Here is a 16860-nt window from a genome sequence, read left to right as displayed (position 1 = left end):
CGGGTTTTGAAAATAGCCAAGATATTAAAGTTACCAAAACCATCAAGCATGACGAAACAGGCTTGGAATTGACGCTTGAGATGAAGCATGATGAGGCTTTTCAACGGGCTTTTGCCACTGTGGGCGAAGAGTTAAACACTCGCAACCCGCTCACCAAAAACACTTTGAGCCGTCAAGCGATGGAAGCCAAAAAAGACGAAATGCACAAAAATGTTGCTTTGATGTTTGTCATTGGTGAGTATTTGCTGGCTAAGTGGAATGTGCAAGATACCGATGGTAAGCCCTTGGCGACAAATGGCGATAATTTTTTAAAGCTGTTTGAGCATTTGGGGCAAACCGAACAAGGATTGGTGTGTGTCACAATGATTACCAATGCTTTTCAAGAGTTGATGGAGGAGTACTACGATAAAATCCAAAACATCAAAAAAAAGTAATCGCCCTATATCAACATGAGCCATTGACCGAGCGTAAAAAAGAGATTTACAGACGGCTAAATCAGCCAATCCCTGATGAAGTAGAGCCTGACTATATCAGCGAATGTATTTTAAACATTTACGCTTTGGCAAGCCGTGCAAGACGATATACCGAAAGTGGTGTATTGCCTTTATCGGTGGCTGATGTAAAAGCGGTATTTGGCTTTGCGCCTTGCCCTATTGATGAGTGGCTGGTGTTGGAGTGCGTTTTTGCGCTTGATGATATGGACTGCAAAAGGGCGAATGAAGCGATACGGGCAAAACTAAGACACAGATAAAAACCCAACCGTGGGGACGGCTGGGTTTTTTGATTTAACCCTTTAACCCATACTTAAAGAGATAATCTGTGAATAATGATAAACGATTTTTTATTAAATTGCTAGGTGTTTTTATGATTGAGATTGGCGATGTAACACCACAAAAAATCATTCGGTTGTTATGGCATATTGCTTTTATCGTGGTGTTTTTGCGTTTGTGTTGGGCGTTGATTGATTTAATCTAGGGTAGCAGAATGAGCGAAAAAGGCGCAGACCGTGCAGGATTATTACAAGCCATCGCATGGTTGATTTTATCAATATCGGTGTTAGTTGGCGTTATTGGCTTTTTCTATTAAGGGCTTGGCATGAAGCACAAACATGGGTTTATTCCAACGGTTTTAGCTATTATGAGCTTGCTAAAATATTACTATACTGCTATGATTTTGCTTTAATCAGCAAAGGAGCAAAGTATGAAAAAGTTAATTTTGGCAGGTCTTGTATCGCTAGCATTGGTGGGTTGTGGTGGTTCGGATAAAGCAGAACAGGCAGAAGCCACAAGCAATCAAACGGAAGCATCTAAAGATTTGGGTTTGACACCAAAGCAAATCAATGATGGTGTAGAAACTATTTTAAAAGACGCTTTTAGTCAAATATCATCAGACCAAGCAGTAAAAGACTGGAATACGCCTATTGTTGTTCAAGATGATATGTTTGTGGTTAATTTTAGCCCTGCTCTTAGCCTTGATGGTGGTATTGCCAAAAATGGCAATGTGTATGAAATGAAATATTCTGCCCTTGCTGCGCAGGCAACGCCTGAAGAGATGATGTTTTTTGCATTTCATGCTGGAGCGCTGGCTAGAACTCTAAGCCCAGAGCTTGATAAAGAGCAATCGGCAGGCGAGGTAGTAAAACTATTGAGCGATGTTGTGACAAAAGCGTCTGAAACCAAAGAGGTTGCAAACAATGAAGTTGCTATTGGTAAGATTGTGTATAAGGTTGGAGCAAACCCTGATAAAGGCATTTTGACTTTAACAGTTGTGCCAAGTGAATAATATTAGTTATTTCTTAAACCCTGTCATTGTACAGGGTTTTTTGTTGGGTGGGATAAAATGAGTGAAAGTCGTGTCAGTGTAACGCTCGATGTGAATAATCTGGGTGATTTACAAAAACTACAAAAATTCTTTGAACAGCTTGAGAAAGCCAGTGATGATGCCAGCGACAGCTTGGAGGATGTAAAGAAATCCACAGATGATTTGCAACAAGCCGCCATGAAATTAAGCGGCGCTTATCGTGATGCTTCTGGTAAGTTGCGTGAAGCTAACGGTAGTTTTACCACGATGGAAAAGCTAATGGCTAGGCTTAAGCAAACCAATGATGATGTCACACAGGCTGCCCAAAGAGCAGTCCAAGCCCACGAAAAAATCGCCAAAGGCGGTATTGCGAACGTATGGGAAAAAGCCAAGAAAGCGGCGAGTGAATACCATCAAAAGTTAGACGGTGCTATTAACAAGTTTGACACATTTGCCAACAAACACAAACAAGCGCTTGATGGTTTTAGAAATGCTGGTCTAATGGCTGGTGCGACTTTGGCTGGCATGGGTTACGCCTTACATGGTGCAACCGAAAAGGCGATGGAGTATGAGTCAGCTTTTGCGCAAGTTAAAAAGGTGGTTGATTTTGAAAGTCCAGCAGGTCTTGCAGATATGCGAGCTGAGCTTGAAAAGCTATCAACACAAATTCCGCTTACCGTAACAGAATTGGCAGAAATTGCAGCGGCTGGCGGTCAGCTTGGTGTTGCAGAAGGTAGCCTTGTAAGTTTTACAACAATGGTTGCTAATATGGCAACAGCATTTGATATGTCAGCCGATGCCGCAGGCGATGCTATGGCAAAACTTGCTAATGTATGGGGAAAACCCATTGAGGAAATGGGAGCGTTTGGCGATATGATTAACACCGTATCAAATAACACTCCTGCCAAAGCCTCTCAAATTGTTGAAGCATTGGGGCGTGTTGGCGGTTCGGCTAAAGCATTTGGACTAACAGAGCAATCAGCGATTGCTTTAACATCGGCAATGATTGGCTTGGGTAAAGCTCCCGAAGTTGCAGCAACGGGTATTAACTCAATGCTGACAACATTATCAACATTGGATACGAACAATAAAGGGGTTAAACAGAGCTTTAAAACGCTTGGTTTAGATGTACAAGAATTTGCAAATCTAGTTAAAAAAGACGGTACAGCAGCCATTGCCCAAATGCTTGAAAGCCTAAATAAATTGCCAAAAGATATGCAAATTGAAGTGGCAACCGATATTTTTGGCAAAAACTTTGGCGATGATATTTTGGCTTTGGCAACCGCGCCTGACTTAATGGCAAAGATTAACGAATTACTTGCCGATAGTGTAAATTATGCCGGTTCAATGACGGCAGAAGCGGAAAACGTATCATCAACCACCGAAGGTAGATTGAAAATGTTTCAATCTAGCATTGATAACCTAAAAGCATCCATTGGTGATGCTTTCTTACCTGTTATGGGTGGTTTGGCTGACGCATTACAACCAGTTATTGAAAGTGTGACAGCGTGGGCGAAAGAAAACCCAACGCTTGTAACAACCATTGCAGGAATTGTTGGTGCTGTTTTAGGTGTTGTTACTGTTTTAGGTGTGCTTGCAGCTGGTGCTGTGGCGGTAATTGGAGGCTTGGCAACACTAAGTGCGATGGCTGGTTTGGTTGGCGCTGGCATTGGTGCCATTAGTTTACCAGTGGTTGCGGTTGTTGCCGCTATTGCTGGTTTGGTAGCGGCAGGTGTCTGGCTATATAACAACTGGGACACCGTCAAAGAAAAAGCCGCTGAAGTCTGGAACAATATCCCACAATACGCCACTGCTGCATGGGAATGGATTAAGGGCGTATGGAATGGCGTGGGTGAGTGGTTTAGCGGCATTTGGCAGTCCATCACTGCTAGCTCCGATGGCGTGTGGGAAAGTATCAAATCGGCGGTTAGTAATGCTTGGGAAAGTATCAAGCAAGCCATCAAAGATAAGATTGACGAAATCAAGCAGGCATTTACCGACTGGCTAACAACTGCACCTGCGCCAGTGCAAGAGATGGTGGATAACATCTTGTCCATCTTTTCAGGAATTGGCGTGGTGTGGGATGGCTTAAAAACAGGGGCAACCGCAGCATGGGACGGTATCAAATCAGGCGTCAGCACAGCCGCTGATTTTGCTGATAAACAATGGCAATCTGCCAAAGAAAGCTTAGGCAGTACATGGGATAGCGTCTCATCATCGGCAAGTACAGCATGGAATAACGTCAAAGACAGCGCAAGCACCGCCTTTGAAGATGTCAAAAAGTCTGCCAGTGATAAATTAACCAGTGCCAAAGACGATGTCACCAAAGCCATGCAGGGCGTGAAAGACAGCATTGCCAACAGTGGCATTGGTGAAGCCTTTGGCAAGGCGTGGGAAGTGGCTAAAAATGTTGTTAGTACCGCTTTTAATGCCATCAAATCTCTTGCCACAGCTGGCATGGGTGCAATTAAGGCGATTTTCACCGCCCAAATCACCATCTTTGCCAGCATATTCAACGCAGGCTTTAACCTAATTAAAAACGCCTTTAGCACCGCCTTTAATGTGATTAAAGCTTTGGTGCGTGGTGATATGCAAGGTGTCAAGCAAGCCATTCAAAGCGGCTTACAAAATGCTGTGCAAATCGCCAAAACGATGGTAACAAATATCGCAAATGCGTTTCGTGAGCTGGGCGGTAAGTTGCTACAGGCTGGGCGTGATGCTGTGTCTGGTTTTATTAAAGGCATCACAGGCAAGATGGGTGAAGCACTTGCTAAAGCTCGTGAGCTTGCTAGCAAAGTTTATAGCACGGTCAAATCCGCTTTAGACATTCGTTCGCCATCTCGTAAGATGAAAGAACTGGGTAAGCATACCGCTGATGGTTTTGCCAAGGGCATTAAAAAAGGCGTGCCTAAAGCTGTTAAAGAAGCACAAAAAATGGCAGAAGATGCCAAAAAGGCGGTGCTTGATGGTATTGCAAGCCTTGAGCGAGATATTGCCTTATTTGGCAACGATAACCCGCTCGCTGCCTTGCTGTATGATAAAAAAGCGGGCAAATATGGCAAGGAGGATACAAGCAAACTTGAGGCTTTAACTGCACAAAAATATGGCTTAGAACGCAACAAAACTGTGCTTGATGAGATTGATAGAGTATGGCAGTCAATTCAAACATCACAGCTAAGCACCCTTGAAATTTTGGATTGGGAAATTGCCAATACCAAAAAATACGCTGATGTCAGTCAAGAACATCTGGACAATTTGCGTGAAAAGCTAAAAATCCAAGGCGATTTAGCGGTGGAAATGGACATCAAAAAGCTTAAAGATGAGATTTTGCTTGTGGGCAAAAATGAAATTGAACAGCTTAAGTATAAACTTGCCAACGCCAAAGAATATCGTGATATTAACAACAGCTTAAAAGAACAGCTGATTGAAAGTACGCGATTAAAAGCCTTTGAGAATAAGCAGTCAGAAGCTCAGCTTGAGATTGAAAGAAAGCTGTTTATGCTTCGTAATTCCCATGACCCATTGGCTGAGAAACGCTGGGAGTTGTCACAAAGTGGATTAACTGATGAGCAACAGCAATCATTGCTTAATGCCGAACACAACAAGCAAATACTTGATAATTTTAACAAATTACAAGACAGCTTTAAGGCAAATAGCTTATTTGCCATGCTAAACTTTAATACTGCAAATGACCTATCTGGGTCAGGTCAAGCAGTGGCGACAGCAATCACAGGCTGGCAACAAATGCAAAAGCAGTATGATGAGCAGTTAAAAATCATCCAAGATGCCAGACAGTCAGGACTTGACATCAATGCTGATTTTAATGCCCAAGAGATTGCGCTGCAACAAGCCCATGAAAACGCTAAGCGTGATTTGGTATTTGCTGCATCGCAAAATGTTTTGGGTGGTATGGCAAGTTTTGCCAAAGACGCATTCGGCGAGCAATCTAAAGCCTATCGTGCGATGTTTGCCTTGCAACAAGGTTTTGCGATTGCTCAGGCGGGTATTGCCATCTCTCAGGCAATGAGCAAGGGGCTTGAAAAAGGTTTCCCTGCAGGATTGTCTGATTTTGCAATGGCGGCAAGCCATGGCGCAAAAATCATCAGTGCAATCAAAGCGGTAACCATGCCCATCGGACAAGCCCATGACGGCATTATGTCTGTACCAAAATCAGGCACTTGGAACCTAGAAAAAGGCGAGCGAGTATTGCCACGCCACACCGCCAAAAACCTTGATAATACGCTGGCTGGAATTAAAGGGGGTGGTACCAAAGTTATCATCAATAACTACAGCGGTGAAAAAGCTGATGTACAGCAACAGCCAAATGGTGATGTGATGGTGACTATTGGCAAGATGATTAACAATGCGGTTGAAACAAAAGTCAATCAACGCTTTATTCAAGCACGCCGCCAAGGCGGTGTATTATATGGTTTGGGGTAAATTATGCAACACTTCAATTATCCAATAAGCATACAAAGCAGCCAAACCACCAAGCTTAGCACCAACACCGTGCGATTTGGTGATGGCTATGAGCAGGTCACCAGCCACGGCATTAATAATATCAGCACCGCTTGGAGCTGCTCGATGACCGACAAAAAGGCAGTGATTGACGCTGCCTTTGCTTTTTTGGTGGCAACGGGCGGGGTAGCACCTTTTACCATTACCCCTGTGCCAAATGAGCCACGCATTAAGGTGCGGCTAGATGGTGATATTAAGCGAAATCAAGTTGGCGGCGATGTTTGGTCGCTGAATTTTAATTTAAAACAAACTTTTTAACTGCCCGACATTTGTGTCGGTCACATAACGCAAAAATCCCAAGTGCGACCAACACTTGGGATTTTCTATTTTTAACCTTGCATACAAAGGATAAAACATAAATGAATTTTACCATAGATTTGGCAAAATTGGGAGAAATGAGTGTGTTAAAAATTTTAATCATTGGCACATTTTTTCTGCTTGGCTTAATCATTTGGCGATTACCGCAGATTTTAGAGCAATGGCATAAATTCAAATCTTAACCGCCCACTAGGGGCTTTTTTATGGAGCAAACCATGAGTGACGAACTAACCACACTATCACGCACTGAGGCACAAACGCTACAGTCGTTCATTTCACAAATTGACTATTGGACAGGGCAGCACGGCGAAAAAGCCGATGTTGTAGAAATCGTGTATTATCCAGAGGACGACGGCTTTGAAGTCAGTAATAATGAGCCAAACAATGGCATCTTAAAACGCAACCGTGCCACCATTTTTCGCACCGAGATTTTGGCATGGGGCGTACAAATGCTAAAGGAACTAAAAGGTTGGGATAATACCATCAAAGTCACCAAATTTGCCTGCGTGTATAAAGATGGTAAATTTGGCGTATCAGCAGAAGTAAGAGATACCACAGCGATTGATGCAAACGACAGCTTGGCTATTGAAAGCCCAACAGGTTCAGGCAGTATCGGTGACTAAATAGCAAAAACCCCAAAAGTAGCGAGCTTTTGGGGTTTTTATGTCATACATGAGATTTACAAGGTATTAAATCAATAAAAGGACATAATACATGAGTGATTTTATCACAGTTTTAACCCTTTTTAAAGAAGGAAAATTTACCATGGGTGAGATTTTAATAATTGGGGCGGTTTTATGGGTTGCTGTTTTTATTTACAAATTACCTGAAATTATCCGTGCTATCAAAGGGCGATGATATGAACAACCAAGATTTACAAAGCCTGCAAATTCCAGAGATTATCACGCTGTATCACCTAGACGCAGATAATGTGGGCGCAGGTCAAATGTACTTTCACGGTCACGATGGGCAAATCGTTTGGCAGGGCAAAACCTATGAGCCTGTAGCGATTGAAGCTGACGGACTAGAAATGCGCGGCGATGGGCGAGCGTCCGCTCCCACTTTAAAGATTGCCAATTTTCATGATAATTTGGGCTTTGTCATCAGTGCATTATGCCACAGATTTCATGACCTTGTCGGCGCAAAACTTACCGTCATTCATACGCTTGCCAAGCATTTAAAAGACCCAAACGCCCAGCATAAAAAGCAGATTTGGTTTGTTGAGCAGATGACTGAGGACAACGGACAGACGGTGAGCTTTGAGTTGTCAAACCCTGTGGACTTTGAGGGCTTAAAAATCCCTGTACGGCAAATCACAGGCTTTTGTCATTGGGCGGTGACGGGTGGCTATCGGGGCGAGGAGTGTGGCTATATGGGGACGGCAATGTTTGACGAAAACGGCAATCCAACCAATGACCCTGCCCGTGATAAATGCGGTGGGCGTGGCTTTGAATGCAAATTACGCTATGGTGAAAACAGCGAGTTGTCCTTTGGTGGGTTTATTGCGTCGTCGATGTAGCACTTGTGTTCAATTTTTGCTAAGATATGACCAAATTCACAAGGAAACACACCATGATACCGCTAGATTTACCTGCTCAAGATGTGCAGATTATCTTACAAAATGCCCAAACGCAAGGGCTTAGCATTGAAAGTTATATTATGAACTTGGTACATAAAGATAATCCTGTATCGCTGCTTGATGTGGTTGCAGATTTACCAGAGCCTACAGAGCAACATGATGGGCTTGCAATCCAACAATCCTTACGCAGTGAGTGGAACTGATGCCAAAATACTTACTGGATACTTGTTTTATTATCGCCTTAAAAAACAAAGACCCTAATGCATTGCAAATGGCTAAGGCACTCAATATCCAAGCTCATGAGTGTGCCATCAGTGTGATAAACCGCATTGAAGTTTTGGGTTTTCCACAATCCGAACAAGACAGCGAGACCTTTGTGCGTTTGATGGCAAATTTTGTGCAATATCCATTGTCCACCGCCATCACAGCTCGCACCATTGGCATTCGCCAGCAGGATAAAATCAAATTGCCTGATTGTATTGTGCTTGCTACGGCTTTAGAGCATGATTTGGTACTGATTACATTTGATGAGAAGCTCAAACGCAAATACCAAACTTACACCGCCTAATGGGCGGTTTTTTATTGGCTGTGATTTATGAAATTGACCCAAACACTAAAAAACCAAATTCTAACACATTATCAAAAATGCCTCCCCAAAGAATGCTGCGGGGTGATTATCAAAACCGCCAAGCAAAAGCACTATGTACCATGTGCCAATCTTGCTTACGGCAACGACAGCTTTATCTTAGACCCCAGCGACTGGGTAGCAGCTGAAGGCATGGGTGAGATTATCGCCATTGTGCATAGCCACCCAAACGGCGATATTTTACCCAGCGATGGTGATAGGCTACAAATGAGCCTACACGGTGTGCCGTGGGTGATTACCAATGGCACAGATTTTGGCGTATATGAGCCTGACGATTACACAGCACCGCTACTGGGGCGTGAGTATCATCATGGCTTGCTTGATTGCTACAGTCTGGTGCGTGATTATTACAATCGTGAGCTAAATATTAAATTGCCTGATTTTACACGCACAGACAGTTGGTGGGAAGATGAACACCACGAGCCGCTTTATCAAAATAACTTTGAAAAAGCGGGCTTTATCCAAGTGCAAGATTTAAAGCCTTATGATGTGATTTTATGCCGTGTGGGGCGTACTCACCACATCAACCACGCTCTTGTCTATTTGGGCGACACACAGCTGACAAGCGAAGATAGCGAACCACACAGGGGCGATGTCATCATTCATCACCCACATGGGGCGCTATCACGCCGTGAGATTTATGGCGAAAGCTGGCAGCGCAGGACGGCGATGGTGGTTAGGCATAGGGATTTACACCAAAGCAACTTGTAAATGCTTGCCCAATTTCGTAAAAGCATTTGCCAAAGTATCAATCTTGGTAGTGTGTGATAAATCCACAAGGCGAGTTACCTTTTGAGGGATTATTCCCATGCGTTTGGCAAGCTCGGCTTGGCTGATATTTTGTGCAAGCATTTCATTAAGTAGTAGCACCTTTACCCACAAGGACGGTGGCAAACCTACCAAATGTTCGCCATCTTGTGGCTGGCTTGGCATTGGTACGGCTCGGTTGTCTTCGGTATAAAATTCCATCGCCACACACAGGGCATCTTGTGCCATTGTTAGAGCTTCATCAAGGGTTGCCCCTTCGGTGATGGCTTCTGGAATATCACGAAAGGTTACGGTAAAGCCTGCACCATTAGGGGTTAGGGTTGCTGGATAGTACATAAATAAAACTCCGTTGGTGATTTTAGCAATTTTGGGTAATGCTAGGGGTTACCCCCTAGTCTGATTGTAGCTGTTTAATGATGGCTTTGGCAGTGATTTCGTTTACCTCTTTGTGTCTTGGGATTACGGTTTGTTTGCCGTTTAGGTATGCTTTGGTGTGCTTACTACCTTCTTTAAACGTCGCTCCCTGCTCACGCAACAGTTTAATCAAATCGCTATATTTCATCTGTTACCCTTAATTGCTGTTAGTGAGTATATTATAAACAAAAATGTTTATAATGTCAAGCCCAAATCAACAAAAAAGTTTATTTTTTATAGGAAAAACATCATGAAAACCATCGTCCTACATGGCGCATTAAAAAAGTTTGGCAAATACTTTAAGCTCGATGTGGCAAGTGCCTATGAAGCCACTCACGCTTTGGCGTGTCAAATGCCTGCCTTTCGTGAGTTTATGCTACAAAGCAAGAAAAAGGGGCTGGGCTTTGCCGTCTTTGTCGGTAATAGCGATAAAACCGCCAAATCATTAAAACGCATGGGCAAAAATATTGGCGAAGATGAGCTAAAAGACATCACCAATGCGTCCACCATTCACATTGTGCCACAAATCATCGGTGCTGGCGGTAATGGTGGTTTTATGCAAATTTTGACCGGCGCAGCTTTAATCGGTGCAGCATTTTTTACAGGTGGTGCATCTATGGCGGCATGGGGAGCGATGTCAACCAGTCTATTTAGTATGGGCGTGGGCATGATGATTGGTGGCTTAACCTCTCTTTTAATGCCAACGCCTAAACTTGACAGCCAAGACCAAGACGGCAACAAAGCCAACTATGGCTTTGGCGGTGCGGTAACGACCGTGGCACAAGGGAATCCTGTGCCGATTCTTTACGGTGAGCGTGATGTGGGCGGTTTTATCTGCTCGGCTGGCATTTATACCGAGGATTTGCGAGAAAGTGTAACGACAGGCAATAAAGCCAGCCATGGCTTGCGCAAAATGTTTGGAGTTTAAAAAATGATTACAGGCTTTAAAAAAGGGCAATCCAACCAAAGACAGCCCAATATCCAAAAAGACAGCGTACAATCTTTGCAAACCGTTAAAATCCTATACGGCTTGGCAGAAGGTGAGATTTATGGGCTTGCCAATGGTGCATCAAGCATTCGTCTTGAGAACACGCCAATCGTTACCAATGGCGTGTCCAATTTTAACGCTTTGCGCTATGAATTTCGTGCAGGTACGAACGACCAAGCGCACATTACAGGCTTTGACAGCGTGGTCAATGAAATTGGCGTGGGTGTTGAGCTAAGACACGACAAGCCATTTATCCGTGCGTTTAATGACAAACAGCTATCAGCGGTGGCGGTGCGCCTAAAATGGGACAGACTAGCCAAGCAAGAAACCAACGGCGATGTGGGCGGCTATCGCATTGACTACGCCATCGATGTGCGCACCGATAATGGGGCGTTTATTGAAGTTTTACGCACCTTTATTCAGGATAAAACATCGGCAGGCTACACCCGAAGCCATCGCATCAACCTACCAAAGGCTCGCACAGGCTGGCAAATCCGTGTCCGCCGCCTGACCGCCAACAGCACGAGCGATTTAATCAGCGATACCATGTACATTGACGCAGTGCAAGAACTGTTTGACAGTAAAATGCGCTATCCTTGCACCGCATTGCTTGCACTTGAATATGATGCCAAAAGCTTTCAAAATATCGCCAAGCTATCCGTGCGTCTAAAAGGCAAGATTATCCGTGTGCCGTCCAATTATAACGCCCAAACTCGCACCTACACAGGGCTTTGGGACGGCACATTCATTGAAAGCTACAGTAACAATCCTGCGTGGGTGCTGTATGATTTGTTGCTTGCTAAGCGTTATGGCTTAGGCAGCCGATTGGACGCTTCTATGGTGGATAAATGGGCGCTGTATGAGATTGGCAAATATTGCGATGAGCTGGTGGACGATGGCAACGGCAATAAAGAACCACGCTTTGCCATCAATGTGTATCTACAAAAAGCCGAGGACGCTTTTAATGTGATTAGCCAATTAGCGGGTGTATTTCGTGGGCTATCTTATTGGAATGGTCAGGCAATCACGGTAAATTGTGATATGCCAAAAGACCCTGTTTATACATTCAGCCGTGCTAATGTGGTTGATGGGCTGTTTGTCTATACTGGCACACGCGCCCGTGACCGCCACAGTGTCGTTAAAGTCGCTTGGGATAACCCTGATAACGACTATCAGACCGAATATGAATGGGTCAAAGACGAAGCGGCAATCGCCCGCATTGGTATCAGACAATTAGATTTATCCGCTTTTGGTTGCACTAGCCTAGCGCAAGCCAGACGAGCAGGGCAGTGGGCGCTATTGACCGAGCAATTAGAAACCAAGCAAGTGAGCTTTAAAACGGGGCTTGAGGGCTTTATTCCACAGGTGGGTGATGTGATTAACATCTCTGACGAAGTTTTCGCTGGGCGTGCCAATGGTGGGCGTATCGCAGGGGTAAACCAAAATCGCCGCACCATTACCCTTGATAGAGCGGTTACGGCAAAGCGTGGTGATGTGTTGGTTGTCAATACAGCCAGCGGCATTGCCAAGCGAAGCCTTGTGCGTGATTATCAAAACGAGAGCGTTGTGGCAGTAGATGCGGCTTTTGAAACTGTCAGTACTGGCAATGTGTGGGCGATTGACAGTAGCCAACTGCGTTTAATGCAGTTTCGGGTGATGAGCATTACCAAAGATGGTGATACTTTTAACATCACAGGGGTGCAGTATGAGCCTGCCAAATTTGGTGCAACTGTCAAAGTCGCCCCAAAACCCCACACGGTAAACGAAAGCTATCACATTGCCAGCCCTGAATTTGTGACGCTTAGCCAAAGCATTGCCACCCATCAAGGGCAGTCTGTCACCACGCTAAACATCGCATGGGGGCAGGTGCAAATGGCAAGTCATTACATCGTCGAGTGGCGAAAAGATGGTGGCAACTGGATTGTATTGCCAAAACAAACAGGCGTATCAGCGGACATCAGCGGCGTGTATGGTGGCAATTATGAGGCTAAGGTAACGGCAATCAGTCCCTTTGGTGTGTCAAGCCAGCCTGTCTACAGTCAATTAACCACCATCACAGGCAAAGTTGGCAAACCAAACCGCCCAGCAAGGCTTACCGCTAAGGGTTTGTTATTTGGCATGCAGATTGATTGGGCGTTTGGCGCAAAATCAGACGACACCAATTATACAGAAATTCAGGTGTCGCCAGACGGCAGAAGTAACATCACAACCCTTGGCACGTTTGCCTACCCCACTAACAAGCACGAAATCACAGGGCTACAAGGTAACCTAACACAGTTTTATCGTGGGCGAATTGTGGATAAGCTGGGCAATACGTCAGACTGGACAGCATGGACAAGCGGCACAACCGAAGCCCAAGCCGAAAAAGTGCTTGAGCTATTAACAGGTCAAATCACCACAAGTCAGCTACACCAAGACTTGACAGCACCGATTAATAAGATTGGTGGGCTTGAGACAGGTTTGGCATCGGCTAGATTTGACATCAATAAAGCCATCAGTGACATCGGCACTGAGCGTAACCGCATCAGTCAAGCCATCGCTGATATTGGTGTGCTAAGACTGTCTGACAATGCAAAAACTGCTGAAATCGCTAATCTTAAGCAGACTGTGGGCGGTCATACAGGCTCAATCCGTGATTTGGCGGTAACGACAGGTGAGTTGTCACAACGCTACACACAGCTAAAAACTGCGTCGGACAATGCTAATAGTGAGATTACTGCGATTAAGCAGACGCAGAGCGGACAAGCGACACAGCTTGATACGCTGAGCAGTCGGTTTGATAGTTTGGCGGTGGGCGGGCGTAATTTATTAAAGCATACCGAGCACCTAGACCAACTATGGCGATTTGCCAGTGGTAGGCGAGGCAGCAGCATGGTTATCGCTGATGGCGTAGCACGCCTGACAAGTAATGACACATCTTGGAAGCATTTTGGATATGACATCAGCAAAGCCACTGCTGAAGCGTGGCTAAAAGATGGTACAACTTTTACGCTATCTGTCTATGCTAAAAAAATATCTGGAAATCCTAGATTGTCTGTTGCAATGCGAAAAGGCATCACGGGTGGATTTAAAGATGATTTAGTTGGTAAATCGTTTGACCTGTCAAACGATTGGCAGAAGCTTGTGGTAACAGGCACGATTACAGCGGAGGATTTGCAGTATTTATTTGTACGCTTTGAGTTTTGGGTTGGGGGTATTATTGAGCTTAAAAAACCAAAGTTAGAATACGGCAACATCGCAACAGACTGGACGCCAGCGCCTGAAGATACCGACAGCGCAATCAGTGCGGTGCAAAGTAATTTAACCACCAATTACTACACCAAAGCAGAGGCTGACAAAGCAATATCCCAAAAGGCAACCCAAGCAACAACAACCATCGGTGGCAAGACCATGACTGTTGAGCAGCGTTTGGCAAGTCTGAACGGCATCACAGGCGAATACACCGTCAAGATGAACGCTAATGGCGCAGCAACTGGCTTTGGCTTGGCAATGCAAGGGCAAAAAAGCGAGTTCATGGTGCAAGCTGACCGTTTTAGCCTGTGGGCAAACGGTGGCAAAACCAGCCCGTTTACTGTGCTGACACGGGCGCAGACAATCAACGGCGTGTCTGTGCCAGCTGGGACGTATATCAACAGTGCGTATATCCAAAATGGGTCTATCGATGTTGCCAAAATCAACAAAGCAAGCATTAAAGAGCTGTCGGCGTTGTCGGCAAATATCGGCACATTACGCACATCTGACAGCCGTGGTACATTCACCTACACGGGTTCTAAGATTGAGCTACGAGACCCACGGGGGCGACTACTGCTTGAAATGGGCTTATTATAAGGAGCAATGATTGAGTGCAAATGTAAGATGTTATGACCCCGCCACTGGTGGGGTTTTGTTTGATTTGTCAAAAAACACATCACGACTACTTGCCGTGATTGATTTGCCAACGGGTGCCAGTGGTAATTTTACCATTGACACCACAGGCAAACCGTTTTGGTTTTTTATGTTAAAAAGCGAAGGGAATGATAATGATTTGACCTTTGACCCACGCATTCGGGCAACTTTAGGCGGTAAGCGCTTATCTTATAGTAATCGCAGCAATAAAAACTATGCGCTATATGTAGGAGTATCCAGCATTGATTAAACTGCATAAACCCAACGGGCATATTTTAATTGACGGTCGGCATAAAAATTTGGCATTGATTGAGACCGTCACACGCACAGCCGACCAGATTAAAGACAGGGGCTGGTCACCTGTCGTACAATTCAACAAAATTGGGGTGGCGGTCGTACCGCTTAGCAATACCAAAGACAGTGCCATTGCATTGTGCAATCACTTTGTAACCAATAACAAAAGCGGGATAAAACTGTTTGTCATCAATCCAAGTGGTCGCACGTTTTATTTGTTTGGCAACCCATCAGAAGCTGCGGCAACGGGTAAGGCAGGACTAAAAATTTACAGCGACCAAAATGGCGAGCTGGTATTTGACAGTCGTTTAAAGTATCTTAATGTGCTGGGTGTATGCCAACAGGGTATGCGATTAGATGCTAACAGACAATACGGCTTGCTTTATACCAGCCCTGTGCCTATCCAATATGGCGAACAGCAGGCTTTGGGCTATGCCTATGAATATGATGTTTATAATGTCATGTTTTGGTATAACCATCAAGGGGTGCTAACGCAGTTTTGGCAGTCTGATACAAGACATGGGGCGCATAATGAAGCCTACACCAGCCCACCACTACTTGTGGATTTAACAGGGCTTTAACCACCAAAAACTAAGCGTATAAACCGCCCAGCTTTTCTTTGATGGCATCGGCAACAAAGGCGTTTAGGCTGCTGCCACGACTTGCCATCACAGCACGGCGGTGTAAATCACTGTCAATGCGTACATTGAACGAGCCTTTAAATGGCTTATCAGGTGTGATGTTATTTTCGGCACAAAATGCCAAATAATCATCCACGCTGTCATAAAAGGCTTGTTTTAAGTCGTGGGCAGTGGTCGCCTCAAAAGTAACCAGCTGATTGATACCAATCAATTTGCCATAAAAAATCTCATCATCAGTATCAAGCTCATAGGTGGCAACATAGCCTTTATAAGTCATCATGTTGTATTACCTTAGGTCAAATGACCTTTTTCAAGTAAATAGGTTTTAACCGCCTTTAAAGCACCGCCTTTGATGGTGTTTTCAGGGTGTGGCTTGTGCAGATGAATGCGGTCGCTATCGTCATCTTGGTGAATGAATACTACTCGGCTGCCTGCCCGTTCGTGCATTTGATAGCCGAGCTGGGATAATAAAGTTACCAAGTCATCAAAGACAAAGGTTTTAATATCGCCTTTTAATTTGGTTTTTAGCTTATCTGATTTGGTCATAATGATTATATGCAACTAAATATAGTTGCTATTATAGATGGCTTGTATTGATATGTCAATTTGCAATTTTTTATCAGCCGCTTAATAAGCGGTTTTTTCACGCCCCAAACGGGGCTTTTTTATTGGAGCAAACATGAACTACAACGAAAATGATTGGCTGCAATTTTTTGTGGCACTGCCTTGGGTGTTGTTTTTGGCAGTGCTGGGTGGATTTGTCGGCTTTATCAGACGGCTTAATGAAAGCAAAGAAAAACAGCCTTTGGGCTTTATCTTTGTTCGCCTATTAAGTGAAATTGTGATTTCGGTCTTTGCAGGTATTGTCACATTTTTAATCTGCAAGGCATGGAGTATTGAACCACTTTATACCGCCGTTGCTGTGGCAATCAGCGGTCATGCTGGCGGACGAGCCATTGACAGTGCAACAGACTTGGTTAAAAAACGTTTTAAAATCGGAGAGTAAATC

20 protein-coding genes are annotated in these 16860 nt (G+C 44.5%); 16 read left to right on the top strand and 4 right to left on the bottom strand.

Annotation, left to right across the window (positions count from 1 at the left end; all coding sequences use genetic code 11):
* From B0181_RS12070 to B0181_RS05010, 11 genes are all read left to right on the top strand, one after another.
* On the top strand, nt 1-434 hold a 434-nt coding region (locus tag B0181_RS12070), incomplete at its 5' end, for a hypothetical protein (protein ID WP_078276422.1).
* A gap of 23 nt (nt 435-457) precedes the next feature.
* The gene (locus B0181_RS05050; RefSeq protein ID WP_078276421.1) at nt 458-751 is read left to right on the top strand and encodes a hypothetical protein; all 294 of its coding nucleotides are present in this window, start codon (nt 458-460) and stop codon (nt 749-751) included.
* A 449-nt stretch (nt 752-1200) separates the two neighbouring features.
* Nucleotides 1201-1782: a hypothetical protein gene (locus B0181_RS05045; protein WP_078276420.1), complete on the top strand. Its 582-nt coding sequence runs from the start codon at nt 1201-1203 to the stop codon at nt 1780-1782.
* 57 nt (nt 1783-1839) lie between these two features.
* Nucleotides 1840-6240: a phage tail tape measure protein gene (locus B0181_RS05040; RefSeq protein ID WP_078276419.1), complete on the top strand. Its 4401-nt coding sequence runs from the start codon at nt 1840-1842 to the stop codon at nt 6238-6240.
* A gap of 3 nt (nt 6241-6243) precedes the next feature.
* The gene (locus B0181_RS05035) at nt 6244-6576 is read left to right on the top strand and encodes a phage tail protein (protein ID WP_078276418.1); all 333 of its coding nucleotides are present in this window, start codon (nt 6244-6246) and stop codon (nt 6574-6576) included.
* A gap of 275 nt (nt 6577-6851) precedes the next feature.
* Nucleotides 6852-7259, top strand: coding sequence for a hypothetical protein (locus tag B0181_RS05030; RefSeq protein WP_078276426.1), 408 nt, complete (start codon nt 6852-6854; stop codon nt 7257-7259).
* 91 nt (nt 7260-7350) lie between these two features.
* A complete protein-coding gene (locus B0181_RS11885) occupies nt 7351-7494 on the top strand; it encodes a DUF3810 domain-containing protein (RefSeq protein WP_143821576.1) in 144 nt (47 codons plus the stop codon).
* A 1-nt stretch (nt 7495) separates the two neighbouring features.
* The gene (locus tag B0181_RS05025; protein WP_078276417.1) at nt 7496-8155 is read left to right on the top strand and encodes a phage minor tail protein L; all 660 of its coding nucleotides are present in this window, start codon (nt 7496-7498) and stop codon (nt 8153-8155) included.
* 53 nt (nt 8156-8208) lie between these two features.
* Nucleotides 8209-8418, top strand: a complete 210-nt coding sequence (locus B0181_RS05020; RefSeq protein WP_078276416.1) for a hypothetical protein — start codon at nt 8209-8211, stop codon at nt 8416-8418.
* Nucleotides 8418-8783: a PIN domain-containing protein gene (locus B0181_RS05015; protein ID WP_078276415.1), complete on the top strand. Its 366-nt coding sequence runs from the start codon at nt 8418-8420 to the stop codon at nt 8781-8783. Before B0181_RS05020 ends, B0181_RS05015 begins: the two co-directional genes overlap by 1 nt.
* Before the next feature lie 27 nt (nt 8784-8810).
* On the top strand, nt 8811-9572 hold the full coding sequence (locus B0181_RS05010; RefSeq protein ID WP_078276414.1) for a C40 family peptidase: 762 nt from the start codon (nt 8811-8813) through the stop codon (nt 9570-9572).
* Here B0181_RS05010 and B0181_RS05005 read toward each other — a convergent pair.
* A complete protein-coding gene (locus B0181_RS05005; RefSeq protein ID WP_078276413.1) occupies nt 9552-9965 on the bottom strand; it encodes a type II toxin-antitoxin system HicB family antitoxin in 414 nt (137 codons plus the stop codon). The genes B0181_RS05010 and B0181_RS05005 overlap by 21 nt on opposite strands.
* Before the next feature lie 55 nt (nt 9966-10020).
* Nucleotides 10021-10191 (bottom strand): type II toxin-antitoxin system HicA family toxin, encoded by a 171-nt coding sequence (locus B0181_RS05000; protein WP_078276412.1) that lies wholly within the window; start codon nt 10189-10191, stop codon nt 10021-10023.
* A gap of 102 nt (nt 10192-10293) precedes the next feature.
* On the opposite strand from B0181_RS05000, the gene B0181_RS04995 reads away from it, so the two are divergent.
* Genes B0181_RS04995 through B0181_RS04980 form a run of 4 tightly spaced genes read left to right on the top strand, consistent with a single transcriptional unit; the run spans nt 10294 to nt 15791 of the window.
* Complete coding sequence (locus tag B0181_RS04995) at nt 10294-10971, top strand: tail assembly protein (protein ID WP_115338191.1); 678 nt, start codon at nt 10294-10296, stop codon at nt 10969-10971.
* Between the two features lie 3 nt (nt 10972-10974).
* Entirely contained in the window at nt 10975-14859 is a 3885-nt protein-coding gene (locus tag B0181_RS04990) for a TipJ family phage tail tip protein (protein WP_078276411.1), read from the top strand.
* 10 nt (nt 14860-14869) lie between these two features.
* Nucleotides 14870-15166 carry a hypothetical protein gene (locus B0181_RS04985; RefSeq protein WP_078276410.1) on the top strand — a complete coding sequence of 99 codons (297 nt, stop codon included), beginning with the start codon at nt 14870-14872 and terminating at the stop codon, nt 15164-15166.
* On the top strand, nt 15159-15791 hold the full coding sequence (locus B0181_RS04980; RefSeq protein WP_078276408.1) for a hypothetical protein: 633 nt from the start codon (nt 15159-15161) through the stop codon (nt 15789-15791). Before B0181_RS04985 ends, B0181_RS04980 begins: the two co-directional genes overlap by 8 nt.
* 10 nt (nt 15792-15801) lie before the next feature.
* Here the strand turns inward: B0181_RS04980 and B0181_RS04975 are convergent, their stop codons facing one another.
* On the bottom strand, nt 15802-16131 hold the full coding sequence (locus B0181_RS04975; RefSeq protein ID WP_078276407.1) for a type II toxin-antitoxin system HicB family antitoxin: 330 nt from the start codon (nt 16129-16131) through the stop codon (nt 15802-15804).
* Nucleotides 16132-16142: 11 nt separating this feature from the next.
* Complete coding sequence (locus tag B0181_RS04970; RefSeq protein ID WP_078276406.1) at nt 16143-16397, bottom strand: type II toxin-antitoxin system HicA family toxin; 255 nt, start codon at nt 16395-16397, stop codon at nt 16143-16145.
* Nucleotides 16398-16530: 133 nt separating this feature from the next.
* Here B0181_RS04970 and B0181_RS04965 point away from each other — a divergent pair, with 133 nt between their 5' ends.
* Nucleotides 16531-16857, top strand: coding sequence for a phage holin family protein (locus tag B0181_RS04965; protein ID WP_078276405.1), 327 nt, complete (start codon nt 16531-16533; stop codon nt 16855-16857).
* Nucleotides 16858-16860 lie beyond the last annotated feature (3 nt).

The sequence above is a fragment of the Moraxella caviae genome (assembly GCF_002014985.1).
GTDB classification, from domain to species: domain Bacteria; phylum Pseudomonadota; class Gammaproteobacteria; order Pseudomonadales; family Moraxellaceae; genus Moraxella; species Moraxella caviae.
Note: the sequence above shows the minus strand (reverse complement) of the source record. Positions and strands in the feature narration are given on the sequence as shown.